This window comes from Vannielia sp., assembly GCF_029212645.1.
Classification (GTDB): domain Bacteria; phylum Pseudomonadota; class Alphaproteobacteria; order Rhodobacterales; family Rhodobacteraceae; genus Vannielia.
In genome coordinates this window covers 23,303-48,654 of sequence record NZ_JARGND010000005.1, presented here as the reverse complement: position 1 = coordinate 48,654, position 25,352 = coordinate 23,303, and the positions used below count along the sequence as shown (strand labels likewise).

General features: G+C 63.4%; 20 protein-coding genes. 9 read left to right on the top strand and 11 right to left on the bottom strand.

Annotated elements, in window-relative coordinates:
- The first annotated feature begins 48 nt into the window (after positions 1-48).
- Entirely contained in the window at positions 49-642 is a 594-nt protein-coding gene (locus tag P1U55_RS02900) for a hypothetical protein (protein ID WP_301045991.1), read from the top strand.
- A 226-nt stretch (positions 643-868) separates the two neighbouring features.
- Complete coding sequence (locus P1U55_RS02895; protein ID WP_366943008.1) at positions 869-1,660, top strand: DUF2189 domain-containing protein; 792 nt, start codon at positions 869-871, stop codon at positions 1,658-1,660.
- An 86-nt stretch (positions 1,661-1,746) separates the two neighbouring features.
- On the opposite strand, the gene P1U55_RS02890 is transcribed toward P1U55_RS02895, so the two are convergent.
- From P1U55_RS02890 to P1U55_RS02875, 4 genes are all read right to left on the bottom strand, one after another.
- Positions 1,747-2,298, bottom strand: a complete 552-nt coding sequence (locus P1U55_RS02890; RefSeq protein WP_301045990.1) for a polymer-forming cytoskeletal protein — start codon at positions 2,296-2,298, stop codon at positions 1,747-1,749.
- Positions 2,288-3,610 carry a M23 family metallopeptidase gene (locus tag P1U55_RS02885; protein WP_301045989.1) on the bottom strand — a complete coding sequence of 441 codons (1,323 nt, stop codon included), beginning with the start codon at positions 3,608-3,610 and terminating at the stop codon, positions 2,288-2,290. The genes P1U55_RS02890 and P1U55_RS02885 overlap by 11 nt, the downstream gene beginning before the upstream one ends.
- A 221-nt stretch (positions 3,611-3,831) precedes the next feature.
- The gene (locus tag P1U55_RS02880; RefSeq protein WP_301045988.1) at positions 3,832-4,644 is read right to left on the bottom strand and encodes a ferritin-like domain-containing protein; all 813 of its coding nucleotides are present in this window, start codon (positions 4,642-4,644) and stop codon (positions 3,832-3,834) included.
- On the bottom strand, positions 4,641-5,117 hold the full coding sequence (locus P1U55_RS02875; protein WP_301045987.1) for a peroxiredoxin: 477 nt from the start codon (positions 5,115-5,117) through the stop codon (positions 4,641-4,643). The genes P1U55_RS02880 and P1U55_RS02875 overlap by 4 nt, the downstream gene beginning before the upstream one ends.
- A gap of 93 nt (positions 5,118-5,210) precedes the next feature.
- On the opposite strand from P1U55_RS02875, the gene P1U55_RS02870 reads away from it, so the two are divergent.
- From P1U55_RS02870 to lpdA, 5 genes are all read left to right on the top strand, one after another.
- Positions 5,211-8,996: a hypothetical protein gene (locus P1U55_RS02870; protein ID WP_301045986.1), complete on the top strand. Its 3,786-nt coding sequence runs from the start codon at positions 5,211-5,213 to the stop codon at positions 8,994-8,996.
- Positions 8,997-9,125: 129 nt separating this feature from the next.
- The gene (gene queA / locus P1U55_RS02865; RefSeq protein ID WP_301045985.1) at positions 9,126-10,181 is read left to right on the top strand and encodes a tRNA preQ1(34) S-adenosylmethionine ribosyltransferase-isomerase QueA; all 1,056 of its coding nucleotides are present in this window, start codon (positions 9,126-9,128) and stop codon (positions 10,179-10,181) included.
- 81 nt (positions 10,182-10,262) lie between these two features.
- Entirely contained in the window at positions 10,263-11,531 is a 1,269-nt protein-coding gene (locus P1U55_RS02860) for an MFS transporter (protein ID WP_301045984.1), read from the top strand.
- 64 nt (positions 11,532-11,595) lie between these two features.
- Entirely contained in the window at positions 11,596-12,192 is a 597-nt protein-coding gene (locus P1U55_RS02855; RefSeq protein WP_301045983.1) for a DUF924 family protein, read from the top strand.
- A gap of 89 nt (positions 12,193-12,281) precedes the next feature.
- Entirely contained in the window at positions 12,282-13,676 is a 1,395-nt protein-coding gene (gene lpdA / locus P1U55_RS02850; RefSeq protein ID WP_301045982.1) for a dihydrolipoyl dehydrogenase, read from the top strand.
- 96 nt (positions 13,677-13,772) lie between these two features.
- On the opposite strand, the gene P1U55_RS02845 is transcribed toward lpdA, so the two are convergent.
- Positions 13,773-16,220, bottom strand: a complete 2,448-nt coding sequence (locus P1U55_RS02845; protein ID WP_301045981.1) for a VWA domain-containing protein — start codon at positions 16,218-16,220, stop codon at positions 13,773-13,775.
- A 102-nt stretch (positions 16,221-16,322) separates the two neighbouring features.
- On the opposite strand from P1U55_RS02845, the gene P1U55_RS02840 reads away from it, so the two are divergent.
- Both P1U55_RS02840 and uvrA read left to right on the top strand, forming a co-directional pair.
- Positions 16,323-17,459 (top strand): MFS transporter, encoded by a 1,137-nt coding sequence (locus P1U55_RS02840; protein WP_301045980.1) that lies wholly within the window; start codon positions 16,323-16,325, stop codon positions 17,457-17,459.
- A gap of 100 nt (positions 17,460-17,559) precedes the next feature.
- Positions 17,560-20,421: an excinuclease ABC subunit UvrA gene (uvrA, locus tag P1U55_RS02835; protein ID WP_301045979.1), complete on the top strand. Its 2,862-nt coding sequence runs from the start codon at positions 17,560-17,562 to the stop codon at positions 20,419-20,421.
- A gap of 202 nt (positions 20,422-20,623) precedes the next feature.
- On the opposite strand, the gene P1U55_RS02830 is transcribed toward uvrA, so the two are convergent.
- The 6 genes from P1U55_RS02830 to P1U55_RS02805 all read right to left on the bottom strand — a co-directional run bounded on the left by P1U55_RS02830 (position 20,624) and on the right by P1U55_RS02805 (position 25,274).
- Positions 20,624-21,349: a hypothetical protein gene (locus P1U55_RS02830; RefSeq protein WP_301045978.1), complete on the bottom strand. Its 726-nt coding sequence runs from the start codon at positions 21,347-21,349 to the stop codon at positions 20,624-20,626.
- A gap of 34 nt (positions 21,350-21,383) precedes the next feature.
- On the bottom strand, positions 21,384-21,734 hold the full coding sequence (locus tag P1U55_RS02825) for an RcnB family protein (protein ID WP_301045977.1): 351 nt from the start codon (positions 21,732-21,734) through the stop codon (positions 21,384-21,386).
- A gap of 95 nt (positions 21,735-21,829) precedes the next feature.
- Complete coding sequence (locus P1U55_RS02820) at positions 21,830-22,036, bottom strand: DUF2892 domain-containing protein (protein WP_301045976.1); 207 nt, start codon at positions 22,034-22,036, stop codon at positions 21,830-21,832.
- Positions 22,037-22,237: 201 nt separating this feature from the next.
- Positions 22,238-23,107, bottom strand: a complete 870-nt coding sequence (gene mmsB, locus P1U55_RS02815) for a 3-hydroxyisobutyrate dehydrogenase (RefSeq protein ID WP_301045975.1) — start codon at positions 23,105-23,107, stop codon at positions 22,238-22,240.
- Positions 23,104-24,138, bottom strand: coding sequence for an enoyl-CoA hydratase/isomerase family protein (locus P1U55_RS02810; RefSeq protein ID WP_301045974.1), 1,035 nt, complete (start codon positions 24,136-24,138; stop codon positions 23,104-23,106). The genes mmsB and P1U55_RS02810 overlap by 4 nt, the downstream gene beginning before the upstream one ends.
- Positions 24,135-25,274 carry an acyl-CoA dehydrogenase family protein gene (locus P1U55_RS02805; RefSeq protein ID WP_301045973.1) on the bottom strand — a complete coding sequence of 380 codons (1,140 nt, stop codon included), beginning with the start codon at positions 25,272-25,274 and terminating at the stop codon, positions 24,135-24,137. Before P1U55_RS02805 ends, P1U55_RS02810 begins: the two co-directional genes overlap by 4 nt.
- Between the last annotated feature and the right edge of the window lie 78 nt (positions 25,275-25,352).

The window sequence follows — 25,352 nt, the reverse complement described above, 5'->3', positions numbered from 1 at the left end:
ACTCCCATCTGTGATCTATTAGATCATTTATTTGGGGATTTTATGACCATGCCATATGCACGCCAGACCTATACCGTGAACGAACTGACACGCCTGCTTGCCAATCCGGTGAGCGCACCATCGGGGCCTGCGGCCCATTCGTCCAAACACGGGGTAGAGGGGGAGCTTGCCAGCCACCCTATGTTCCAGAGGGCCCGCGTTGAGGCGGTTGTTCATGATGGGCGCAAGAGCGATTTGAACGCGCCCTTCCACGCAAGGGACCACCTTGGAAATTGGGTTCACAGCAACAACCAGCGCCGCCAGCATCCCTTGCCCTCCCCCGACGTGGGGCGGCATTCGACCATGTCGGCGACAGATATGGCCACCGCGCTGGCGCAGGCTTTCAACTCTGCCGCGATGCAGCCGCATCTGGCCACGCTGGACGGCGGCACCGATATGAGGGTGAACGTCAACTTTACCCTGCCAATCGGTGGCGGCGCGGCGCACCGGACCGGCCATCCCTCGACCGCGATGAACGTGGTTTCGCTTTTCGTTTACTGCAAGGCGAACCCGGCCAACGAAGACCTGCCGATCTTTCAGACGGTGGTGCCCAAGGACACCCATGCCGCGCCGGGTGGCGGCACTCCGGTGGTGGTGATCTGAAGCGCCACGCCTTTGAGCTGAGACATCAGATAAAGGCGAGGCGCGCACCATTCCGGCCTCGTCCTGCGCTTCGCCAAAAGCTGTGATTCAGGGTTATGGCGGAACGCTTTAGCCGCGAAAGGGCGGGGCGCGCGTGCTTTGCCGCGCTTGCGCCTTGATCCCCCGGCCTGCGCCATGCCTAATGGCCGTGAAAGCGCACGGGCAGCAGGCAGGCGGGGAGGACCAGGTGGCAGAGATAACAGATGTGGCGATGCCAGAGGCCTCGCCCAAGCCGGTTGTGGCCGAACTGCACTTTGGCGACCTTGCGGCCGCCCTGCGTGAGGGCTGGCGCGATTTTACCAAGGCGCCGCAGTTTGGCCTGTTCTTTGCGCTGATCTATGCCTTTGGCGGGTTTGCCATGGTCAAGCTGTCGCTCGGCCAGGTGGCGACGGTGCTGATTCTGAGTCTTGGCTTTCCGCTGGTTGCCCCGTTTGCGGCGGTGGGCCTTTATGACGTGTCGCGCCGCCTTGCGGTGGGCGAACGGTTGACTTGGCGCTGTGTGCTGGGCTGTGTGTGGCGCGAGCGTGCCAGGCAGATCCCGTGGATCGGCGCGATCATCGTGATCTACTTTCTGTTTTATACCTTCTTTGCGCATATGCTTTTTGCGATCTTCCTTGGCCCCTCGGCGCTGATGAATATCTCCAGCAGTTATGAGGCGTTTTTCACGCCGCAGGGTGTTCAACTCATCGTCGCGGAAGTGATCTTTGGCGCGGTGGTGGCGCTGTTGCTTTATGGGTTGACGGTGGTGTCGATCCCTTTTGCGCTCGACCGGGAGGTGGATTTCATCACCGCGATGCTGACCAGCCTTGAGGTGGTGCGCGAGAACAAGCTGGTGATGCTGGTTTGGGCGGTGGTGCTTGCGGTGCTGCTGCTGGCGGCGATGGTGCCGTTTTTCGCCGGGCTGCTCATTGCCTTGCCGGTTTTGGGCCACGCCACATGGCACCTGTATGAAAAGGCGCTGATCCACCCGGCGGAGTAGGCCAAGGGCTGGGACCAAGGGCAGGGACCAAGGAAAAAGGGCGCCCGATGAGGCGCCCTTTGGTAAACTGGTATTTGCGGGCTGGTTTAGCCTTTGTCGGCCCCGCCAGCCTGTTTGGAGGCGGGCATGACAGGCGCGGCGCTACCGGTGTTGCCGGTCGAAAGAGGATCGTCCTGGCGTTGCACGGAGCCTTCAAAATGGGCGCCGCTCTCGATGGCGATGGTCTTGTGAATGATGTCACCCTCAACGCGGGCCGAAGAGGTGAGGCGGACCTTGAGGCCGCGCACCCGGCCAACGACACGGCCATTGACCACGACATCATCGGCAACGCACTCGCCGCGCACCGTGGCGCCCTCACCGACGGTCAGCAGGTGCGCGCGGATATCGCCCTCGATGGTGCCCTCGATCTGGATGTCCCCGGTCGACTTGATGTTGCCGACGATGGTGAGGTCAGACGACAGCGTGGAGGCTGGCGGCTTGGCCTTGGGGGCGGAGGACACGGGCGCAGAGCTGCTGCCGGAGCTTGGCGGCGTGGTGGCCTGCTTGGGCGGCGGTCCGCCCGTTGACGTGGTTTCCGGTTTGCCGGCGTCGGCCCCTTGGCCGCTGCCAGGCTCGTTGATCCTGCTTTTAGAAAACATCTTTCGCTGCCTTGATGTAAGTCATGGGGTTTACCGGCTTGCCACCAACGCGCACTTCGTAGTGAAGGTGCACGCCAGTCGAGCGTCCGGTGCTTCCCATATCACCGATCCGGTCGCCGCGCGAGACCCTTTGGCCGACTTTCACGCGAACTTTGCTCATGTGGGCGTAACGGGTTTCGATCCCGAACTCATGCTGGATTTTCACGAGGTTGCCGTATCCGGATTGCCGCCCGGCGTGGATAACAACACCGTCGGCGGTGGAATAGATCGGCGTTCCGTAAGAGGCCGCGAAATCGGTGCCGTTGTGCATCCGCCCCCAGCGCGGGCCGAATCCCGAGGTGAAGCGGAAGGCCGATTTTACCGGCACCGCGAAGGGCGCTTTTTGCGCGGCGATGCGGTAAAGATCCATCTCCTCAAGGCCTTTGAGGATGCGGTTGGCGCGGTTCTGGCCCATGTCGAGCGGCATCCCCTTGGTCGAGAAAGTGACCGGGGTGAGGGGGCCGCCCTGGCCGGAGTAGCCCTTTTTGACGGTTTTGATCAGCGAGTCAGGTGGCAGGCCGGCATCGCGGAACATCTTGTCGAGCGGCTTGACGGAGACGGTGAGCGCCTCTTCAAGCTGGGTGAAGATGCGGTTGTTGCGATCAAGGATCAGCTCGCGCTCAAATTCCAGCCGCTGGGCTTCTTCGCGCGCGGAGCGGGCCGAGGTGGCCATGGCATCGCGCTCGGAGGCGGTGCTATCAAGCGCGGCGGTGAGGAAATCAACGGTGCCTTCCACATCGGCGAGGCGGCCATCGGTGGTTTTTGCCGAGCCGGTTGCGCCTTCAAGGGTGGCGAGGGCCTCGTCGCGCACCTTCATGGCGGCGTCGCGCTCTTTCATGGTGCGGCGCAGGGTGGCCTGGATCACGCCGATACCGGTGTCGAGCTCGCGGCGGCGATCCTCGGAGGCCAGCAATTGCGACTGCATGACAGAGATCTGATCAAGCGCGGCGTTGAAGCGCTCTTGCGCGGCGGCGGCCTCTTCGGCGCGGGCGTCACGCTGGGCGGACAGCTCATTGAGGCGAGCGGCATAGGCGACCTGCTCGCGCTTGGCCTGCTCGCGGATCGAGCCGGACCCGATGGAATCCATCAGCAAAACGGCGGTGGCGATGATGGCCCAGCCGACAACGAGAGCGGAGCCTGTGAGTGCGATTAGCTGGGTTTCCGAGCGAAGCCGGATGAAGCGAGTGTCGGTGTCCGAGCGCAGGAACAAGCGTTGTTCGGGCAAGCGGCGTTCGATGACGCTATGCAAGCGATGCAAGACGCGTGCTTTCAATGGTTCATTCCTGTTTCCCGTCCCCAACAATGGTTCGATCACGCCCCCAGCGATGCCGAACATGCCCTGTGTTACAGTGCACGCGTAGGGGCTGGCAACCCGGTTGCCGTGGCGGCGGCAGGCGCCTGTTGGTCAGAGGGAGCGATTCGGCAATTTTTCGCCGATTTCAGAGGGGTTGCGGGGCGAAGCTGCGGCGGCGTGCCGCAAGTGGGCGCGCTTTCTCAGCGACCTTCGACCAGCGGCCAGTAGAAATCAGGCGGCATCCCGGCTTCGGCGCGTTTTTCCTCGTTGAAGGGCGGCTTTGGGCCTGCGGGAAAATAGCGGCGCACGAGGCTGTGAAACGCCTCCTTGGGGTCCAGCCCGTCACGCCCGCAGATCCAGTTGAACCACTTGGCACCGTAGGCCACATGGCTGACCTCTTCGGCGTAGATAACCTTGAGCGCATCGACGGCACCCCGCTCCTTGGCCTGCTCGAACAGGGTGATCATGCCCGGCGTCACATCCAGGCCGCGGGCCTCAAGCACCATGGGCACAACCGCAAGGCGGCCGGGCAGATCAAGCGCGGTTTCTTCGGCGGCGCGCCACATGCCCGCATGGGCGGGAAGCGCGCCATAGTGGCTATCCATCGCTTCAAGACAGTCGCACATCATGTTGAAATGACGGGATTCATCATCGGCGGCGCGCACCCAGTCATCATAAAAGCCAAGCGGCATGGGGATATGGGTGAAGCGGGCGACGACATCCCAATGCAGATCAATCGCGTTCAGCTCGATATGGGCGATGGCGTGCAACATGGCGCGCCGCCCATCCGGCGAGCCGGGCTTGCGGCGGGGCACATCGCGCGGTGCCAGCAGCTCGGGCGCGGCGGGGCGGGCGGGCATATCGGGCGGGGACGCGGTGCCGATCTCAAGCGGCGCATCGGCGGCGCGGCTTTCAAGCCAGAGCGCCGCGTTTTGGCGAGACAGCGCCGCCTTGCCGCGCCCCTCGGGGCAGCGCAACACCGCATCGGCCAGTTCGGCGAGGCTTGCTGTCACAGGCCGCGCACCGCTTCGAGCACCTCATCGACGTGGCCTTTGACCTTCACCTTGCGCCACTCGCGCACCACGGCACCGGTGCCGTCAATCAGGAAGGTCGAGCGCTCTATCCCCATGCTTTTCTTGCCATACATGGTTTTTTCGACCCATGTGCCATAGGCCTCGCAGACCGCGCCATCACCATCCGAGAGCAGCGGAATGCCCAAGGCGTGCTTGGCGCAGAACTTCTCATGCTTGGCGACGGTATCGCGGCTGATGCCCAGCACCTGCGCCCCGGCGGCGGCAAAATCTTCCTTGGCGGCGGTGAACTTAAGCGCCTCGGTGGTGCAGCCGGGCGTATCATCGCGCGGGTAGAAATAGAGCACCACGGTGCCGGGGCGCAGGGCAGACAGAGTAACCTCGTCGCCGCCGTCGCGGGGCAGGGTGAAATCGGGCGCGGATTGGCCGGTGAGCACGGTGGTTTCTCCCAACATTGGATTGCGCTTCAAAAGAGCGCCGGAAATTGCGAGTATAGGCGTTAAGAGCAGATAGGCCAACGTGCCGCAAAGCAAGGGTAAACCCGGCCCATGACGCCGCCAGAAAACTCGCCGCAAAAGACTGCGGAGCCGCAAGAGGGTGAGGGCCAGCCAGCCCTGGCCCGCCGGCGTGATGCTGACGCCGAGGCGGAACAGGCTGTGAAAGAAGGCCGCGCGAGCCGCTGGATTGGCCCGGCAGAGGTGAGCGGCGCAGCGCCGCCAAAGGCGCTTGGTGCGGTGGCGCGCGATGATGCGGGCGCCAAGGCGGCGGGGCAGGTGCCCTCCCCCGAAAAGCTGGGATTGGACGGTGACACCCCGCCCGACTCTGGTGCCGCCCCCGCGCTTGGGCAGCCCAAAGGGCACAGGGGCGAGGCGGTGGCGGTGGAGGCGCGGCCAGAGCGGCTGGGGCTGGATCGCCCATCGGAGCCGGGAGAGGCGACAGAGGAGCAAAGCGCGCCACGATCCAAACCAACGCCCAAGCCGCGCCACAAGCGCCGCCGCCACATGATCGCCAAACCCTTCATCTGGGCGCTGGATGTGGTGGTAATCGTGGTGCTGGCGGTGGCGGTGATGGTGTTTGTGCTGGCGGGCAAGGAGCTGCCCGCGCCCGATTGGCTCGCCGCCCGTGTGGAGGCCGAGCTGACCGAGGGCATGGGCGGCGCCACGGTGAACGTGGGCGAGCTTTTCATCATCTTTTCGCGCACCGCCCTGCCGAGGGTGAGCTTTAGGGATGTAGATATTCTGGCCGTTGACGGCACCGAGATGCTGCATGTTCCGGCCTTTGGCGCGAGCCTTGACCGGGGGCTTTTGCTGGCCGGGCAAATCCAGCCGAGGGCGGTGCAGGTGGAGGGCGCGGCGGCGCGGCTTTCAAGGCGGGCCGATGGCACTTTTGATCTGGAGTTGGGGGATGTGGCGCTTGATCTGGGCGGCTCGGGGCGCAGCCTTGCCGAACTGATCGACGCGATTGACCGCATGTTTGCCCTGCCAAGCCTCGCCCCGATCGAGGAAATTGCCGCCACCGACATGGTGCTGGAGGTGTTTGATGCCCGCTCCACGCGCGAGTGGGTGCTTTATGACGGGGATCTGGTGGTGCGCCAGGACGCGGGCAATGTCTCGGGCCGTTTGGCGCTGCAACTGGCGGGTGAGCTGCCGCAGGAAGAAACCGATTGGGCCGAGGAGCGGGACCATGCGGCAAGTATCGCGCCCGCGGGGGCTGGCTCCGGCGCGTTTGAGGTTGTCCCGGCAGCGGTGGAGCTGACATTCGCCTCCGAGCGCAACTCGACCGCGGCGGAACTGGGGGTGCGGGTGGATGGCGTTTCAGCGCGCGACATTGCCGCGCAAAGCCCGGCCACGGCCTTTCTGGCACTGCTGGACGCGCCGATTTCGGGCGCCTTCCGCGCGCGGGTTAATGAGGACGGCGCTCTTGCCGAGCTGGCCGGGCAGCTCGAAATTGGCGCAGGCCAGATCGAGCCGGGGCAGGGGCAAGCGCCGGTGGGTTTTGACGGCGGGCGCAGTTACTTCCACTATCAGCCGGATGACGCGCGGGTGGTGTTTGACGAGCTGCGCCTCGCCGGGCCGGACGGGGCTTTCAGCGCCACGGGCCATGCCTATCTGGAGGGGATCGAGGACACCGGCTGGCCGACGCGCATGATCGCGCAGCTTCAATTCCAGAAGGTGCGGCTGAACCCAACCGGGCTGCTGCGCACGCAGGCGGAATTTGACCGGGGCGCGCTGGATATGAAGCTGACGCTTGATCCCTTTGAGTTTGTGATCGGGCAAATGGCGCTGAGCCGGGATGACCTGACGCTGAATGCCAGCGGCGCGGTGCGACCAAGGCCGGAGGGCTGGGAAGCCTCGCTTGATTTCGCGGTGGACCGGATGAGCCATGAGCGGCTCCTTGATCTGTGGCCGCTGCCGCTGGCCTCGAAAACCCGCAACTGGATTTCCGAGCGGGTTCTGGCGGGCGAGCTTTTTAACGTGCAGGGCGCGTTGCGGATGCAGCCGGGGGCTGAAACGCCGCTGGTCAACGTGGTTTATGAGTTCCGCGACGGAGAGGTGGTGCCGTTGCCCACGCTGCCGCCGGTGACAGGGGCGAGCGGCTATTCTTCGATCTCGGGGAATGTTTATACGCTGTCGCTCGACAAGGGCCAGATGGCCGCTCCCGAGGGCGGGATGGTGGATGTGACAGGCTCGGTGCTGCGGGTGCCCGATATCACCAAAATCCCGGCGCAGGGCGAGATCGAGCTGCGCACCGAAAGCAGCATCACCGCCGCGCTGAGCCTGCTGGACCAAGAGCCGTGGCACTTTTTGACCAAGGCGAAGCAGCCTGTGGATATTGCTGCCGGGCGCGCCGCGCTGGAGGGGCTTGTGACCTTCCCGCTGATGAAAAATGCCCCCAAGGAGCGCATCCAGTTTCGGGTGGCTGGCAAGCTGAGCGGCGTGCGCTCGTCCAAGGTGGTGCCGGGGCGCGTGCTGACGGCGGAAGCGCTGGATGTGGTGGCCCATAACGAGGAGATCATGATCACCGGGCCGGGTCGGATTGAGGGGCTGCCGATCACCGCGACATGGGTGCAACCGTTGAAAACCCCCAAGGCGGGCAGCCGGGTAGAGGGCACGATCGAGCTGAGCCAGGCCTTTGTCGACAAGTTCAATATCGGCCTGCCGCGTGGCATGGTTTCGGGCGCGGGCACCGGGCAGTTTGCGATTGATCTGGCGCAGGGGCGGGCGCCGCGCTTTACCCTCGCCTCTGATCTCAACCGGATGGGCCTGCGCATATCCGAGCTGGGTTGGTCGATGGGCAAATCGGCCAAGGGATCGCTGCGGGTCGAAGGCCAGCTTGGCGAGCCTGCGGTGATTTCGAACCTCTCGCTGAAAGCGCCGGGGCTGATGGCGGAAGGCAAGGTAACGCTGAACCCGGGTGGCGGGCTGAAGGCGGCCACCTTCAGCCGGGTAAAGGCGGGAGCCTGGATTGATGCGCCGGTCACGCTCACCGGGCGGGGCCGGGGGGTGACTCCGGCGGTGCGGGTGAGCGGTGGTTGGGTCGACATCCGCAAAACCTCCTTCGGGCAGGGCGGTGGCGGCGATACGGCGGGCGCGCCGATGCGCCTTGCGCTGGACCGGCTGGTAATTTCCGACAGCATCGCGCTGACCGGGTTTTCCGCCGATCTCAAATCGCGCGGCGGGCTGAACGGCAGCTTCAAGGGGCTGGTCAACGGCGCGGCGCCGATCTCTGGCACGCTGGTGCCGGTGCGCGGCAAGACAGCGGTGCGCTTTGGCTCGGATGATGCGGGGCGGGTGTTTCGCGCGGCGGGGCTGTTCCGGAAGGCCAAGGGCGGCTCAATGGAACTCACCCTCACACCGCGCCGCCAGCCCGGTGTTTATGACGGCGCCCTCAGGGTAAAAAACGTGCGGGTGCAAAGCGCGCCGGGGCTGGCCGCATTGCTGAATGCGATCTCGGTTGTGGGCCTGCTCGAGCAGTTGCAGGCCGCAGGCATCCTGCTGACCCACTCGGAGGTGGATTTTGTGCTCACGCCCGGCGCGGTGCAGATCACCAAAGGCTCGGGCGTTGGCCCGTCGCTGGGGATTTCGGTGGCCGGGCTTTATGACATGAACCGCGATTACATGCAGGTTCAGGGGGTCTTTTCCCCGATCTACGTGGTGAATGGCATCGGCCAGATCATCTCGAAAAAGGGCGAGGGGCTGTTTGGCTTTAACTACCGGATGACCGGGCCTGCCTCGGCCCCCAAGGTGAGCGTGAACCCGCTTTCGGTGCTTACACCGGGGATTTTCCGCGAGATCTTCCGCCGCCCGCCGCCCACGCTGAAAGGTACGGACTAGCCGCCGCGTGAAAGGCGCAGGCTTGCCACGGTGGTGGCTCGAAAGGCGGCGCTGGTTGTATTTTCTTGCCAAAAATATCCCCGCCGGAGGCATTGAACTTTTGGCGCTTGGCCGGGTATGGCGGGCGGTATGAAGCTGAGTGATTTTGATTTTGACCTGCCCGAAGCGCTGATCGCCACGCGCCCGGTAAAGCCGCGCCCTGCGGCCCGGCTGCTGGTGGCCGGTGGGGACTGGATAGATGACGCGCATGTCGCTGATATCACGCGGTATTTGCGCCCCGGTGACCGGCTTGTGCTGAACAACACCAAGGTGATTTCGGCGCGGCTTTCAGGGGTGCGGCGACGTGACAGCGCGCAAGGGCCGGTGGAGGCGCGGGTAGAGGTGACGCTGCTGGAGCCGGGCGCCGAGGGCGCGTGGATGGCGCTGGCGCGGCCTGCGCGCAAGGTGAAGCCGGGCGAGGTGTTGGAGTTTGGCGAAGGGTTGAGCGCTGAAGTGCTGTCACGCGAGGGCGGTGAGGTTTGGCTGCGGTTTTCGGCTGAGGGCGCGGCTTTTGACGCAGCCCTTGAGGCGGTGGGCGCGATGCCCTTGCCACCCTATATCGCTGCACGCCGCGCCGCAGATGCGGCAGACCGCGAGGACTACCAGACCGTATTCGCCAAGCACTCCGGCGCGGTTGCGGCCCCCACGGCTTCGCTGCATTTTGACGATGATTTGCTGAGCAAGATCAAGGCGATGGGCGTAGGGTTGACGGAGGTGACGCTGCATGTGGGGGCGGGCACCTTCCTGCCGGTCACGGTGGAGGATGTCACCACCCACCGGATGCACGCAGAGCGCGGCGAGGTGAGCGGCGAGGCCGCCGCAGAGATCAACGCCACCCGAGCGGCGGGCGGGCGGATCATCCCGGTGGGGACCACGGCGCTGCGGCTGATCGAAAGCGCGGCCAGCGGGCCGGGGCAGATTGCGGCGTGGCAGGGCGAAACCGATATCTTCATCTATCCGGGCTATGACTTTGCCCTGACAGACGCGTTGATGACCAACTTTCACCTGCCGAAATCAACCTTGATGATGCTGGTTTCGGCCCTCATGGGGCCGGAGCGGATACGGGAAATTTACGCCCATGCGATAGGCGCCGAATATCGGTTTTTCTCTTACGGGGACGCTTCGCTGCTGTTGCCGGACGAATAACGACACGGCGGCGTCGCAACCAAGCGGTTGACGGCACCGCCACTTGGGCCATTTGAGGCGCAATGGCAGGGAGCGCGGGCGATGATCAAGGTTCTGGCAAGCACATGGGCGCTGTTACTCGGCGTGATGTTGCTGATGGTAGGCAACGGGATTCAGGGCACCCTGCTGGGCATCCGGGGGGCGAACGAAGGCTTTTCGACGCTTGAGATCTCGATCGTCATGTCAGCCTATTTCCTAGGCTTTCTGGGCGGCTCACGCATGGCCCCGGAGATGATCCGCCGGGTGGGGCATGTGCGGGTGTTTGCGGCCCTGGCCTCGATGATCAGCGCAGTTTTGATTTTGTTCCCAAGCTACGCCGCGCCCTGGGCCTGGATCATTGAGCGGGTGGTGATCGGCTTTTGCTTTTCGGCGGTTTACGTGACCGCGGAAAGCTGGCTCAACAACGCCGTGACCAACGAGATCCGCGGCAAGGCGCTGTCGCTTTACATGATCGTGCAGATGACCGGGATCGTGGCGGCGCAGGGCTTGCTGGTGATCCCCGATGAGACCGGTTTCTTGCTGTTTGTGATCCCCTCGGTGCTGGTGTCGATCTCGTTTGCGCCGATTTTGCTGAACGTGCAGCCAACCCCGGCCTTTGAGACCACCAAGGCGATGAGCCTTTTGCAGCTTTACACCATTTCGCCGCTGGGCGTGGTGGGGGCCTTTTTGCTGGGCGGGGCCAATGCGGCAACGTTTGGCATGGCGGCGGTGTTTGCCACGCAGGCGGGCCTTTCGGTTGGGCAAACCTCGGGGTTTGTGGCGTCGATCTTTGTGGGCGGGTTGGTGATGCAATACCCGATTGGCTGGATTTCCGACCGGATGGACCGGCGGATGCTGATCGCGATGATCGCCATGCTCGGCGGGATTGGCGCGATTTTTGGCTTTGTGTACGGCGATGCCTATACGGCGGTTCTGGCGGCGGGCTTTGCGATTGGTGGCATGACGAACCCGCTCTATTCGCTGCTGATTGCCTACACGAATGACTTTCTGGAACCCGAAGACATGGCCGCCGCTTCCGGCGGGCTGATCTTTGTGAACGGGGTGGGGGCGATTGCCGGGCCGATTGTGACAGGTTGGTTCATGGGGCTGATCGGGCCGACCGGCTTTTTCATTTATATCGGCGGGCTGATGGCGGCGATCACCGGCTATGCCTTTTGGCGGATGACGCGGCGGCCCTCGACCCCGGTGGATGAGACCACCAGCTACACCCCGGTTTTGTCGTCCTCCACCCCGGTTGCCATGGAAGCGGCGCAGGAGGTGTTTATCGAGAACATCGACGATGAGCGCGGGGATGCCGAAACTGCCGCCTGACCGGTTGTCACAGGGCGCGGCGCGTGTTTGGCTGGGGCTGTGCTTTTTGGGAGGAAGTGGCAGTATGGAACAAGCGGAAGATATCCTCAGGTTTTGGGTTGATGAGATTGGCCCCGAGGGATGGTACGCGGTGGATGACGCGGTGGACGCTGAAATTCGCAAGCGGTTTGGCGGGCTTTGGCAGGACGTGCATGACGATGCGTTGCGCGGTTGGCGCAACACGCCTGAGGGGGTGCTGGCCTATCTCGTGCTGACCGACCAGTTTCCGCGCAACATGTTTCGCGGCGATGGCCGCAGCTTTGCCACCGATGCCCGTGCGCGGCAGATGGCGAAATGGGCGATAGAAAACCGGTTTGATCGGCGGATCGACGGGCCGAAGCGGCAGTTCTTTTACCTGCCCTTGATGCATTCGGAGGTGCTGGCCGATCAGGATCGTGCGGTGCGGTGCTTCATGACGCGCATGTCGCAGGGCAACAACCTGGAACATGCGCGGGCGCATCGGCAGGTGATCCGCGATTTCAGCCGCTTTCCCTATCGCAACGAGGCGCTGGCCCGCGTTTCAAGCGAAAAGGAGAAAGCCTACCTTGCCGCCGGGGGCTACGGCTGGACCTATCAAAGGATCGAAAAGGGCGAGGCGGCGGGCTGGGGTTCATCCGGGTGAGGGGCGCTGGAGGGGCAAAATCGCTTCGGGGTTTCGGAGTGGGCGAAAAATAGTTTAATACCAAACTAGTTTGGGCACAGGAGAGAATCATGGCCGCTAAAAACTTCGACCTCATCGTGATTGGCGCAGGTCCGGGCGGTTATGTGGCCGCGATCCGGGCGGCGCAACTTGGGTTGAACGTGGTGTGCGTTGAGCGTGAAAACCTCGGCGGCATCTGCCTGAACTGGGGCTGCATCCCCACCAAGGCGCTGCTGCGGACATCGGAGGTGTTTCACCTGATGCACCGGGCCAAGGATTTTGGCCTGTCGGTCGAGAAGCCGGACTTTGATCTTGAGGCCGTTGTCAAACGCTCGCGCGGTGTGGCGGCGCAGATGGAAGGCGGCATCAAGCACCTGTTCAAGAAGAACAAGGTCACCTCGATCATGGGCGAGGCGAGGATCACCGGCAAGGGCAAGGTCGCTGTGAAAACCGACAAGGGCACCGAGGAGCTGACCGCCAAGAACATCGTGCTGGCCACCGGCGCGCGCGCGCGTGAATTGCCGGGGCTTGAGGCCGATGGGGATTTGGTGTGGACCTATCGCCACGCGCTCACCCCCAAGCGGATGCCCAAGAAGCTGCTGGTGATCGGCTCGGGCGCGATTGGCATTGAATTTGCCAGCTTTTACAACACGCTCGGCGCTGACACCACGGTGGTGGAGGTGATGGACCGTGTGCTGCCGGTGGAGGACAAGGACATCAGCGCCTTTGCCAAAAAGCAGTTTGTGAAGCAGGGCATGAAGATCATCGAGAAGGGCATGGTCAAGCAGCTTGACCGCGCCAAGGGCAAGGTGACGGCCCATATAGAAGTGGGCGGCAAGGTGGAAAAGCAGGTGTTTGACACCGTGATCTCTGCCGTTGGCATTGTGGGCAATACCGAGGGGCTGGGGCTGGAAGAGCTGGGCGTAAAGATCGACCGGACCCATGTGATCACCGATGAATACTGCCGCACCGGCGTGGACGGGCTGTTTGCGATTGGCGATATCGCGGGTGCCCCTTGGCTGGCGCATAAGGCGAGCCATGAGGGCGTAATGGTGGCTGAGCTGATTGCAGGCCAGCATGTGCATCCGGTGAAGCCCGAAAGCATTGCCGGCTGCACCTATTGCAACCCGCAGGTCGCCAGCGTGGGCATGACCGAGGCGCAGGCCAAGGAGGCCGGACACAAGCTGAAGGTGGGCAAGTTCCCGTTCATCGGCAACGGCAAGGCGGTGGCCTTGGGCGAGCCGGAGGGCTTGGTGAAAACCGTGTTTGACGCCGAAACCGGCGAGCTTTTGGGCGCGCATATGGTGGGCGCGGAAGTGACCGAGCTGATTCAGGGCTATGTGATTGGCCGCCAGCTTGAAACCACCGAGGAAGACCTGATGAGCACGGTCTTCCCGCACCCGACGCTGAGCGAAATGATGCACGAAAGCGTGCTGGAAGCCTACGGGCGGGCGATCCACATCTAGAGGTGGGTTAGCACCCAGCCTTCAGGGTGGCGGAGATTGGAATTGAAAGGGCGCCCGGTGATGGGCGCCCTTTTTTCATGTGTCGGTCTGGGTGGGTTACTCCAGCGTGACAGGCACTTCCGCGATGGGGGTTCGATCCACCTTCAGGAGGTATTTCACCACGTAGTCGCCGGGGCGGTCGGGCATGGTGAGCATGGCGGGAGAACCATCGCGCGTGTAGGCGTAACCGAGATACCTGTCACCGCCCGCCGGGAAAATGGCGATGAAATCCCCGTTGTTATCCGGGCCCTCCCACTCCACCGGGAGCTTGCCCTGCGGCGTTAGCGTGCCGAGGGTGAGGGTGGCTGTGACAGGGGCGATCTCTACCTCGGCGACGGAAAGCACATTGCGCCCCTCGGCCTGCACATAGGCAATGTCATAGGCGCCGGGCTTGGCGGGAAGTTGCAGATCCAACGGAGAGCCTTCGCGGGTGTAGGTATAGCTTTCATAGCGCTTGCGCTCACCGCGCGGGAAAACGGCGATAAAGTCATTCTTGTCATCCGGGCCTTCCCAACCGATCTGCACCGAACTGCCTATGGTCAGGGTATCGGGTGGGGTGACGCTGGCGGAAACGGCCGCAATCTCGACCTCGGCCACCGAAAGCACATTTCGGCCCTCGGCCTGCACATAGGCAATGTCATAGGCGCCGGGCTTGGCGGGAAGTTGCAGATCCAACGGAGAGCCTTCGCGGGTGTAGGTATAGCTTTCATAGCGCTTGCGCTCGCCGCGCGGGAAGACGGCGATAAAGTCATTCTTGTTATCCGGGCCTTCCCAGCCAACTTGCACCGAACTTCCGGCATTGAGGGTGGCAGGTGGGGTGATGCTGGCGGAGACAGCGGCGATTTCCACCTCGGCAATGGCCAGTGTGGTGCGATCCTGGGCCAGGACATAGGCGATATCGTAGCTGCCCGGCTCGGAGGGCAATTGCAGATCGAGCGGAGAGCCTTCGCGGGTGTAGGCATAGCTTTCATAGCGTTTGCGCTCACCGCGCGGGAAGACGGCGATGAAGTCATTCTTGTAATCCGGGCCTGTCCAGCGGACCTGCACCGAACTCCCGGCGGGGAGTGCGGCGGGGGGCGTGATGCTGGCCTCGACAGCGGTGATCTCGATCGGGTGGGTGGCGAGGGTCTTGCGGTGATCGTTCAGGATATAGGCGATCTCGTAACTGCCCGCCTCTGGCGGCATCACCAGATCAAGAGGAGAGCCTTCGGCGGTGTAGGTGTAGTTGATATAGCCGCTGTCACCGATTTTACGCAGGGCGATGAAATCCTTGGCGGTGTCCGGCCCTGTCCAGCGGACGGGGATGGTGCTGCCGACGGTGGCGGTTTCGGCGGCCTCAAGGGAGGCGGCGGGGCGATACTCGGGCAGCTCGACGACTACCTTCTTGTTCACCCGACCCACACCAAAGATCGCCTCGGCGCTGGCCTCATCGGACGGGCGCATGACGGTGACACGGTATTCGCCCTTTTCCAGATCGGCGCTGAAGCGATCCACGTTCAGCGGCCCCTCGACCAGCGTCTCGCCGCGATGCAGATCCCAGACCAACGGATCGGTGATGGGCGGACCGTTCTTTCCATCGCGGGCCTGGAACTGGACTGTGACAGGAGGTGCCGGGAACATGACGATGACATTCAACGCGCTATCGGCCACGGTAAAGGCGGCCTCGCGCGTCAGCCCATCCTCGGGGCGGGTGGCGCGGGCGGTATATTCACCCGGATCAAGATCGGCGGCATGGGTGGCAGAGAGGGCGGTTTCGCCCACGGGCGAGCCGTTTTGCAGGATTTCCCAATTGAGCGGCGTGGTGATGAAGGGGCCATACTTGCCAAGCTGGGCACGGAAGGTGAGGCCCGTCACGGTGAGGGGCGGCGCTGGCTCGGGCGCTTCGACCACATCGACGATCTGGACCATGGCGGTGGACAGCTCATCGGCGTTGGAGGCGGTATGGAAGGTGCCGCCGGTTTCATCGGCGATACACTGCATTTGGCGCAGGGCTTCGGCTTCGGACACATCAAAGCCAACCACATGGGCGGTGAAATCAACGCCCGCCTGCTCCAGAGCGCGCGCGGCGGCGCAGGGATCAGGATCACAGGTTTCGATGCCGTCGGAGACAAGGATCACGGTTGCGGTTTCCTCGGTGTAGCGCAGGGCAATCGCGGCTTGGCGGACGGCTTCCGTCATCGGGGTTTTGCCCTTGGGCGAGATGCCATTGACCGCTGTGGTGATTGCCCCCTTGGTGCCAAGCGCCGGGGCAACGACGGTTTCGATATCGGTGCAATCGCCCTTGCGGCGGTGGCCATAGAGGGTGAGGCCAAGCGCTTGATCCGCAGGCAGAGTCTCTAGCACGGTGCCCACCACGTCCTGGGCGATTTCGATCTTTGTCTTGCCGTCGATCTGGCCCCACATCGAACCGGAGCCATCCATCACCAGAATCGCGGAAGGGCGCTCCTGTGCTGAAAGGGTGGTGGCAATAAGGGCGAAGAAACAGGCAGTTATGACCTTGAGCATGGGAATCTCTCCGGGGCAAAAAATGCGGTGCAAAATTGATTTGACCCGGAGTAAAGCACACCCCCCCCTTTACGCCAAGCGCTGCGCGGGGGAGAAGCGGGGATGAGTATGCCCATCTCCTCAGATCGCACCAACTGGCCGCTTGTTGCGCTGCTTTACGGGCTTGGGCTGTTGGCGGCGGGGCATTTTGCCAAGGTCGCGCTGACGCTGGATGCCTTGGCGCTGCGCTACCCCGAGGCCGGCGCGACGCTGCCTTTGACGGTGTCGATGACCTCAGTCGCGGGTATCCTGTTTGGCGCGACGGCGGGGATTGTGGTGGCCCGGTTCGGGGCGCGGCGGCTTCTGCTGGTGGCCATCGCGGCGGGGGCGCTGCTTGCCGGGCTGGAGGCCGTGCCGCTGCCGTTTGGCCTGTTTCTGGCGCTGCGGGTGGTCGAGGGCTTTGCCCATCTGGCGCTGGTGGTGGCAGGGCCAACGCTGATGGCCGCCTCTGCGCGCACTGCGGACAGGCCGATGGTGATGGGCCTCTGGGGCACCTTCTTTGGCGTGGGGTTCATGCTGTTTTCACTTGCAGAACAGGCGCTTGGCATGGGCATTTACCTTGCGCACGGGGGCGCGCTGGCGCTGCTCGGGGTGGCGATTGCGCCGCTCTTGCCGCGCCGCGTGGGCCGGGGTCCGGTGGTGGCCGAAGGCTGGCTTGCCCGCCACGGCGCGATATATCTCAGCGCACGGCGGGTGGCCCCGGCGCTGATGTTCTTCTGGCATACGCTGATGTTCATGGCACTGTTGACCTACCTTCCCGATTTCCTTGGAGGCTGGGCCTCTCCCGTGCTGCCGCTGGTGGCGCTGGTTGGCACCTTTGGAGCCGGCGCGCTGACCCGCCGGGTACCGCCTGCACCAATCGGCATGATGGGCTTCGCCCTGGGGCTGTTGCTGATGCTGGCGTTCTGGGGGCTGCCGGAGCTGCGCGCGGTGCTGTGCTTCCCGCTGATGCTGGCTTTCGGCGCGGTGCCGGGCGCGGCCTTTGCCTCGGTCCCGTGGCTCAACAGCGACCCGGCCGATCAGGCGCGGGCCAATGGGGCCATTGCGCAGCTTGGCAACGTGGGCACCGCGCTCACCATCCCGGTTTTCACCCTTGCGCTGGCCTTTGGGCTGGGCGGGTTGGTGGCGCTGAGCGTAGGGATTTCGGGCGTTGGGATCGTGGTGATCTGGCTGATTTTTGGGCGTGCAGTACGCTCCTGACAACAGCCTGTCAGCATTTTCACGGTTTGTTCTGCATTTTGGGTTGGAGACTCGCGGCCAAGCCCCTATCTCTGGAACGGGTAGAACCTTTGAGGGTGGCATGGCCGAGCAAAAATTCATCGAGGTGCGGGGCGCGCGAGAGCATAACCTCAAGGGCATAGACGTGGATATCCCGCGCGACGAACTGGTGGTGATCACCGGGCTTTCCGGCTCGGGGAAATCATCCCTCGCGTTTGATACGATCTACGCCGAAGGGCAGCGGCGCTATGTTGAGAGCCTGTCGGCTTATGCGCGCCAATTCCTTGATATGATGGAAAAACCTGATGTGGATCACATCAGCGGCCTGTCACCGGCGATCTCGATTGAGCAGAAGACGACCTCGAAAAACCCGCGCTCCACGGTGGGCACGGTGACCGAGATTTATGACTATATGCGCCTGCTGTTTGCCCGCGCCGGAACACCCTATTCACCCGCCACCGGCAAGCCGATTGAGGCGCAGCAGGTGCAGGACATGGTGGACCGGGTGATGAAGATGGAAGAGGGCACGCGGGCCTACCTGCTGGCCCCCATCGTCCGGGACCGCAAAGGGGAATATCGCAAGGAATTCCTCGAGTTACGCAAGCAGGGCTTCCAGCGGGTGAAGGTTGACGGGGCGTTTCATGAGCTCGACGATCCGCCAAAGCTGGATAAGAAATATCGCCATGACATTGACGTGGTGGTAGACCGGCTGGTGGTGAAAGAGGGGCTGGAAACCCGGTTGGCAGACAGCTTTCGCACGGCGCTTGATCTGGCGCAGGGCATTGCCATTCTGGAAACCGCCGTGGCGGCGGACGAGGAGCCGGAACGCTTTACCTTCAGCGAGAATTTTGCCTGCCCGGTCAGTGGGTTCACCATCCCCGAGATCGAGCCGCGGTTGTTTTCCTTCAACGCGCCCTTCGGGGCCTGCCCGGAGTGTGACGGGCTTGGGGTGGAGCTGTTTTTTGATGAGCGGTTGGTGGTGCCGGACCAAACCCTGAAGGTCTATGACGGGGCGCTGGCGCCGTGGCGGAAGGGAAAGAGCCCGTACTTCCTGCAAACCATTGAAGCGATTGCGAAACATTACGAATTCAACAAGAACGCCCGGTGGAAAGACCTGCCCGCGCATGTGCAGCAGGTGTTCCTTTACGGATCGGGCGATGAGGAGATTAAATTTCGCTACGATGAAGGCGGGCGGGTGTATCAAATCAGCCGCGCGTTTGAGGGGGTGATCCCCAATATGGAGCGCCGTTACCGCGAGACCGATAGCAACTGGATTCGCGAAGAATTTGAGCGTTATCAAAACAATAGGCCCTGCGGTGCATGTGGTGGTTTCCGCCTGAGAGAAGAGGCGCTGGCGGTGAAGATTGCGGGCGATCATGTGGGCCAGGTGGTGCAGAAGAGCATCCGCGAAGCACTGGCCTGGTGCGAGGCGGTGCCTGAGAGCCTGAGCAAGCAGAAGAACGAGATCGCACGCGCCATTCTGAAGGAAATCCGTGAGCGACTTGGATTCCTGAATAACGTTGGATTAGAGTATCTTACGCTGTCACGTTCAAGTGGCACTTTAAGTGGCGGCGAGAGCCAGCGCATTCGGCTTGCCTCGCAAATCGGCTCGGGGTTGACGGGGGTATTGTATGTTCTGGACGAACCTTCCATTGGTTTGCACCAGCGTGACAACGGGCGGCTGCTGACGACGCTGAAAAACCTGCGGGATCAGGGCAACACGGTGATCGTGGTGGAACATGATGAGGAGGCCATTCGTGAGGCTGACTACGTGTTTGATATCGGGCCGGGGGCCGGGGTGCATGGGGGCGAGGTTGTCTCGAAGGGCACGCCGGGGGAGATTGCCGCCGATCCGAACTCTGTCACCGGGCAGTATCTCAGCGGAAAGCGAGAAATTCCTGTGCCCAGCGTACGCCGCAAGGGCAACCGCAAGAAACTGACGGTGAAGAAGGCGACGGGGAACAACCTCAAGAATGTGACCGCCGACTTCCCGCTTGGGAAATTTGTATGTGTTTCAGGGGTTTCGGGGGGCGGAAAATCTACGCTCACCATCGAAACCCTGTTCAAGACCGCCTCGATGGCGCTGAACGGCGCGCGCCAGACCCCGGCGCCTTGCGAAACGATCAAGGGGCTGGAGCACCTTGATAAGGTGATTGATATCGACCAGCGACCCATCGGGCGCACGCCGCGCAGCAACCCGGCGACCTATACCGGGGCCTTCACGCCGATCCGCGACTGGTTTGCCGGGCTGCCCGAGGCGAAGGCGCGGGGCTACAAGGCCGGGCGCTTCTCGTTCAACGTGAAGGGGGGGCGGTGTGAGGCGTGCCAGGGCGACGGTGTGATCAAGATCGAGATGCACTTTTTGCCTGATGTTTATGTCACCTGCGAGACCTGCAAGGGCGCGAGATACAACCGCGAGACGTTGGAAATAAAGTTTAAAGGCAAGAGCATAGCCGACGTTCTTGATATGACGGTTGAAGAGGCGCAGGAGTTTTTCAAGGCGGTTCCGAGCATCCGTGACAAGATGGATGCGCTGCACCGGGTGGGGCTGGATTACATCAAGGTTGGCCAGCAGGCGACGACGCTTTCGGGCGGTGAGGCGCAGCGGGTGAAGCTGAGCAAGGAGTTGAGCAAGCGCTCGACCGGGCGCACCCTGTACATTCTGGATGAGCCAACGACCGGGCTGCACTTTGAGGATGTGCGCAAGCTGCTGGAAGTGCTGCATGAATTGGTGGATGGCGGCAATACCGTGGTGGTGATCGAGCACAATCTCGACGTGATCAAGACCGCCGATCATATCATCGACATTGGCCCCGAGGGGGGCGATGGCGGCGGTGAGATTGTGGCCACGGGCACGCCGGAGGAGGTGGCCGAGGTAGAGGCGAGCCATACCGGGCGCTACCTTAAGGATATGCTGAAAGGCGCGAAAATGGCCGCCGAGTGAGGGGGCCACAAGTGATGCGCAACCGATGCACATTTGACATGCCTGCGTTTTCGCACCCAAAGGGCGCGCAAGCTGGTTAACTGTGCGGGGCGTTGCGCCTAGAGCGTGTCGCGTTCATTCGAATTCACGCGACATGCTCTAACTTATTGATTTCGCATGTTCGAGAAGCTCAAAACCGGTTCCCACTTTTGAGCAACATGCTCTAGGCGCGGTGAGCGAGGTTTGACAGCCAATAGCTGCGCGCGGTGGCCGCCAGTGCGGTGAGGCCGCCGAACCCGGCGAGCAGGGTGATGTCCCAGTTGACGCCCCAGTTGCGCACGGCGATAGCGATGAGCGCCCAACAGAGGGCGAAGGCATAGGCCGGGTTGGGGCGCACCAGCAGCACGGTGGTGAGGCCCACGAGGAGCGCGCCGAGGATACAGGCGACCGCCCAGCCATAGGGCCCCCAGAGCAAGCCAAAGCCCGCGCCGGTGATGCCAAGGCCCGCAAAGCTGGCGGCGGTGAGCCAGCCAGCATAAAGCGCGATGGGGGTGGAGAGCAGCCAGGGCTGCTTTGCAGGGGTCACGGCCAAGGCCCAGAGGGCGAGGGCGAGCATGGCGAAAATCTCGATCTCGGCCCAGATCGGCGAGAAGGTGGCGACGGAAAGCCATGTGACGCCGATGACCAGCGAGGCCATGAGCGGCCAGCGCGGTGCGTCCCACCCGACGTCATCGGCCTTGGCGAGCAGGCCATATCCCGCGTGGACCACCAGCCACACATAGATCACGCCCCAGATGGCAAAGGCCCAGCCTGCGGGCTGCACTGGCGGGTTTTCTTGCGGGATGGGGAAGAGGGCGGGATCAAAACCGGCGAAACCGCTCACAAAGAAGGGCGCGGCAAAGAAGGCGAGCGCTGCGGTGAGCAGGAGGATGGCTTTCATACGTCTCATGGTCTTTTACCGCCTGTGATCGGGTTTAGGTTCATTAATTACCAATATGGAGCGCGCGCAAAAGGGTGATGACCTCTGTGGTGCGTGTGTTCATCAGCAAAAGCTGGCCGTCGAGCACCACATAATCGCTGCCTTGGGGGGCGGGCTCCAGCCCGTAGCGCCAGGGATCGACGACCTTATAGGCCGTGCCCTCAAGCGGGGTGCCGGGCTGGATGGCGGGGGTTGCGAGGCCGCGCCCGCCTTGATGCCGGTTTTGATGCCCGTTTTGATCCTGGGCTTTTTGGGCGGGCGCATCGGCCATTGCGCCGGTTTGGGCCAGCGCCGGGGGGGGGAGCATGAGGCAGGCAAGGGTGCCGCTCGCAACGTAGGTTCGGGTGGTGTGCATCGGCGGCCTCCTTTGAAAAAGTTGCTCTCTGGGAGAACAACACCGGGGAGGCCGCATGGTTTCATTCCTGCGGCGGGACGCCGCAAGGCGCGCGCTCAGTTGCGCTTCATCGGGCAGGAATTCATGCCGAAGATCGAATAGAGCGGGCAGGTGCCAAACAGCCCGGTGAAGAGCGGGATGATGCCGATGAGGAAGAGCCAGCCATAGGCGGCGTCCCGGTAGAAGAAGAAAGCCACGATGAGCGCGGCGCCCACGACGATACGGACGATGCGGTCAATCCCGCCGACGTTGTTTTTGAACATGGGATGCTCCTTTATATCATATTCGAAGTATAGAATATAACATGCGGCCCCGTGAGTCATCCGCAATCGGTGGGGTGCGACAGAATGGCGGCGGCGCGTGAGGCGCCTCCGGGCAAGGGGAAGGGGCGGGAGGGCCTGTGCGCGGCCCCCGTCCGGGCGTGAGTAAAGTGCCGGGCGGGGGGTGTGGTTAAAGCGGGGCCGTCAGGCGCGGTGGCGCTTTTCGAAACGCGGCAGCATGGCCGAGAAATCGGTGTCGCCCTGGCCTTCGCTCTCGACAAACTCGGCATAAAGATCAAGCGCGGCCTGGCCCATGGGCGTATCGGCGTCTGCGGCCTCAGCGGCTTGCTGGGAGAGGCGCAGATCCTTGAGCATGAGGGCGGAGGCGAAGCCTGGTTTGTAGTCGTTGTCCGCCGGGGATTGCGGGCCAACCCCGGGGGCGGGGCAGTAGGCGTTCATCGTCCAGCTGTAGCCCGAGGAGGTGGAGACCACATCAAACATCGACTGGCGATCAAGCCCGAGTTTATCGGCCAGCGCGAAGGCTTCGCAGGTGGCGATCATGGTGACGCCGAGGATCATGTTGTTGCAGATCTTGGCCGCCTGGCCCATGCCCGCGCCGCCGCAAAGCACCGACTTCTGGCCCATGATCTCAAACAGCGGCAGGGCGGTGGCATAGGCCGCATCGGGGCCGCCGACCATGAAGGTGAGGGTGCCGCCCGATGCGCCGCCGGTGCCGCCCGAGACCGGGGCATCAAGGGCCGAGAGGCCAGCCTCGGTGGCGGCGGAGGCGACGGCCTGGGCGCTTTCCACATCGACGGTGGAGCAATCAAGGTGGATCGCGCCCGGCTGCATGGCGGGGTGAATTTCGGCCGCGACAGAGCGCAGGATTGCGCCGTTGGGCAGCATGGTGATCACCACCTCGGCCCCCGAAGCGGCCTCGGCGGCGGTGGCGGCAAGGGAGATGCCCTCTGGGGTGGCGGCGGTATCAAAGCCCGTCAGATCATGGCCGGCCGCGATAAGGTTTTGGGCCATGGGAGCGCCCATGTTGCCCAGACCGATAAAGGCGATTTTCATGTGTTGTCCTCCGGAAATGTTAGGTCGTTGGCGCCCAGCGGCGCGAGCATGGCGTCAACCTGCTGAGGGGTGACGCTGGTGAGTGAGGGGTTTGGCCATTTGGGGCTGCGGTCCTTGTCGATCACGGCGGCGCGGATGCCTTCAAGGAAGTTGCCCTGCTCCATGCAGCGGTAGGTGAAGCGGTACTCAAGGGTGAGCGCATCGCGGATGGTGCTTTGCGGGGTCAGCCGGTGCAGGATGGCGAGGTGGCAGGCGGTGGCCAGCGGATCGGCGCGCGACAGGGCCTTGAGCGCGGCTTGCGCCTCGTCCGAGGGATCATCGGTGAGGGCTGCGAGGATGCTGGCAAGGTCGGGCTTGTCAAAGTGGCGGGCGACGGGGGTGGGATCAGGCGCGGCGGTGCTTTCGCCCTCGGGGAGGGGGATGGTGCCGGTGTCGATGATCCGGGCCTTGAGGTCGGGCCAGGTGTTTTCGGGCGCGTGGTGGGTGGCGAAACCGGGGATCGCGCGCGCGCCTTTGATGCGGTGGCCGGTTGTGCCGATCCAGCTGCCGAGGCCCGGCAAAAGCTGGTTCAGCCCTGCCAGAATGAAGCTGCCGCCCACATCGGGCACAAGGCCGATGGCACATTCGGGCATGGCGATTTGGGTGGTGTCGCCGACAACGCGGTGGGAGGCGTGGCAGCCAAGCCCCACGCCGCCGCCCATGGTGAAGCCTTGCAGGAAGGCGACGATGGGCTTGGGATAGTCGGCGATGCGGGCGTTCATGCGGTATTCATCCCGCCAGAAGTGTCGCGCTTGATCGAAATTGCCCGCCCGCCCGTTGTGATACATCTCGACGATGTCACCGCCAGCGCAAAAGGCCTTTTCGCCCAGGGCGTCAATCAGGATCACCTTCACGGCCGGGTCTTGCGCCCAGTCGATCAGGGCGGCGTCTATGGCGAGGCACATCTCATGGGAGAGCGCGTTGAGCGCGCTTTCGCGGGTGAGGGTGATGCGGCCTGCGGCCCCTTCGATACGGATTGACACATCACTCATTGGGCGAGCATCCCGCGGGCGACGATCAGGCGCATGATCTCGTTGGTGCCTTCAAGGATGCGATGCACGCGCACATCGCGCAGCAGCTTTTCGATGCCATAGTCAGCAAGGTAGCCATAGCCGCCGTGAAGCTGGAGGCAGGTATCGACCACGCGGTTGCCCACCTCGGTGGTAAAGGCCTTGGCCATGGCGCAGTGGCGGGTGGCGTCTGTTGCGGCGGTGTCGATCTTCCATGCGGCCTGGCGCAGGAAAACGCGGGCGGCTTGCAGCTCGATTTCCATATCGGCGAGCTTGAACTGGAGGGCCTGAAACTCATTGAGGGATTTGCCGAAGGCGCGGCGCTCGTCCATGTAGGCGAGGGTTTGGGTGAGGGCGGCCTGGGCCGCGCCAAGCGAGCAGGCCGCGATATTGAGCCGCCCGCCATCCAGCCCGGCCATGGCATATTTGAAGCCCTTGCCCTCTTCGCCGAGCAGGTTCTTGGCGGGGGTGATGCAGGTATCGAACTGCACCTGCCGGGTGGGTTGCGCGCGCCAGCCCATCTTGTCTTCGAGCCCGCCGAAGCTGAGGCCGGGGGCGCCATCCTCGACGACCAGGGTGGAGATGCCATGCGGGCCGTCATCCCCGGTGCGGGCCATGACGACATAGGCATCCGAGTAGCCGCCGCCCGAGATGAAGGCCTTGGTGCCGGTGAGGCTGTAGCCCTCATCGGTGCGGGTGGCGCGGGTTTTGAGCGCGGCGGCATCAGAGCCTGCGCCGGGCTCGGTGAGGCAGTAGGAGTAGACGGTTTCCATGGAGACGGCGCCGGGCAGGAGGCGCTCTTTCATCTCGGGGGAGCCGTAACCGTCGATCATGCGGGCGCACATGTTGTGGATCGACAGGAAGGCGGCAACCGAGGGGCAGGCCATGGAGAGCGCCTCGAAGGCGAGGGTCGCATCAAGCCGGGTGAGACCGGAGCCGCCGCTCTCTTCGGAGACATAGATGCCGCCGAGGCCAAGGGCGCCAAGCTCGGGCCAGAGGGTTTTGGGGATGATGCCATCCTTCTCCCACTGAGCGGCGTGGGGCGCGATGGTATTGGCCCCGAAATCGCGGGCCATATCAAAAATGGCGGACTGTTCTTCGGTAAGCGCGAAATCCATGCTGTGATCCTCCCCGGTGGCGCTGATTTGAACGCATGTTCAATTTGAGGGGTGGAGCGGGATTTGGCAAGGGGGGAG

Bases quoted from the DNA above. Each gene is read 5' to 3' on its own strand.
- P1U55_RS02900 (WP_301045991.1), top strand. From the start codon at position 49: ATGCCATATGCACGCCAGACCTATACCGTGAACGAACTGACACGCCTG.
- P1U55_RS02890 (WP_301045990.1), bottom strand. From the start codon at position 2,298: ATGTTTTCTAAAAGCAGGATCAACGAGCCTGGCAGCGGCCAAGGGGCC.
- P1U55_RS02875 (WP_301045987.1), bottom strand. From the start codon at position 5,117: ATGTTGGGAGAAACCACCGTGCTCACCGGCCAATCCGCGCCCGATTTC.
- P1U55_RS02870 (WP_301045986.1), top strand. From the start codon at position 5,211: ATGACGCCGCCAGAAAACTCGCCGCAAAAGACTGCGGAGCCGCAAGAG.
- queA (WP_301045985.1), top strand. From the start codon at position 9,126: ATGAAGCTGAGTGATTTTGATTTTGACCTGCCCGAAGCGCTGATCGCC.
- P1U55_RS02860 (WP_301045984.1), top strand. From the start codon at position 10,263: ATGATCAAGGTTCTGGCAAGCACATGGGCGCTGTTACTCGGCGTGATG.
- P1U55_RS02855 (WP_301045983.1), top strand. From the start codon at position 11,596: ATGGAACAAGCGGAAGATATCCTCAGGTTTTGGGTTGATGAGATTGGC.
- lpdA (WP_301045982.1), top strand. From the start codon at position 12,282: ATGGCCGCTAAAAACTTCGACCTCATCGTGATTGGCGCAGGTCCGGGC.
- P1U55_RS02845 (WP_301045981.1), bottom strand. From the start codon at position 16,220: ATGCTCAAGGTCATAACTGCCTGTTTCTTCGCCCTTATTGCCACCACC.
- P1U55_RS02840 (WP_301045980.1), top strand. From the start codon at position 16,323: ATGAGTATGCCCATCTCCTCAGATCGCACCAACTGGCCGCTTGTTGCG.
- uvrA (WP_301045979.1), top strand. From the start codon at position 17,560: ATGGCCGAGCAAAAATTCATCGAGGTGCGGGGCGCGCGAGAGCATAAC.
- P1U55_RS02830 (WP_301045978.1), bottom strand. From the start codon at position 21,349: ATGAGACGTATGAAAGCCATCCTCCTGCTCACCGCAGCGCTCGCCTTC.
- P1U55_RS02825 (WP_301045977.1), bottom strand. From the start codon at position 21,734: ATGCACACCACCCGAACCTACGTTGCGAGCGGCACCCTTGCCTGCCTC.
- P1U55_RS02820 (WP_301045976.1), bottom strand. From the start codon at position 22,036: ATGTTCAAAAACAACGTCGGCGGGATTGACCGCATCGTCCGTATCGTC.
- mmsB (WP_301045975.1), bottom strand. From the start codon at position 23,107: ATGAAAATCGCCTTTATCGGTCTGGGCAACATGGGCGCTCCCATGGCC.
- P1U55_RS02810 (WP_301045974.1), bottom strand. From the start codon at position 24,138: ATGAGTGATGTGTCAATCCGTATCGAAGGGGCCGCAGGCCGCATCACC.
- P1U55_RS02805 (WP_301045973.1), bottom strand. From the start codon at position 25,274: ATGGATTTCGCGCTTACCGAAGAACAGTCCGCCATTTTTGATATGGCC.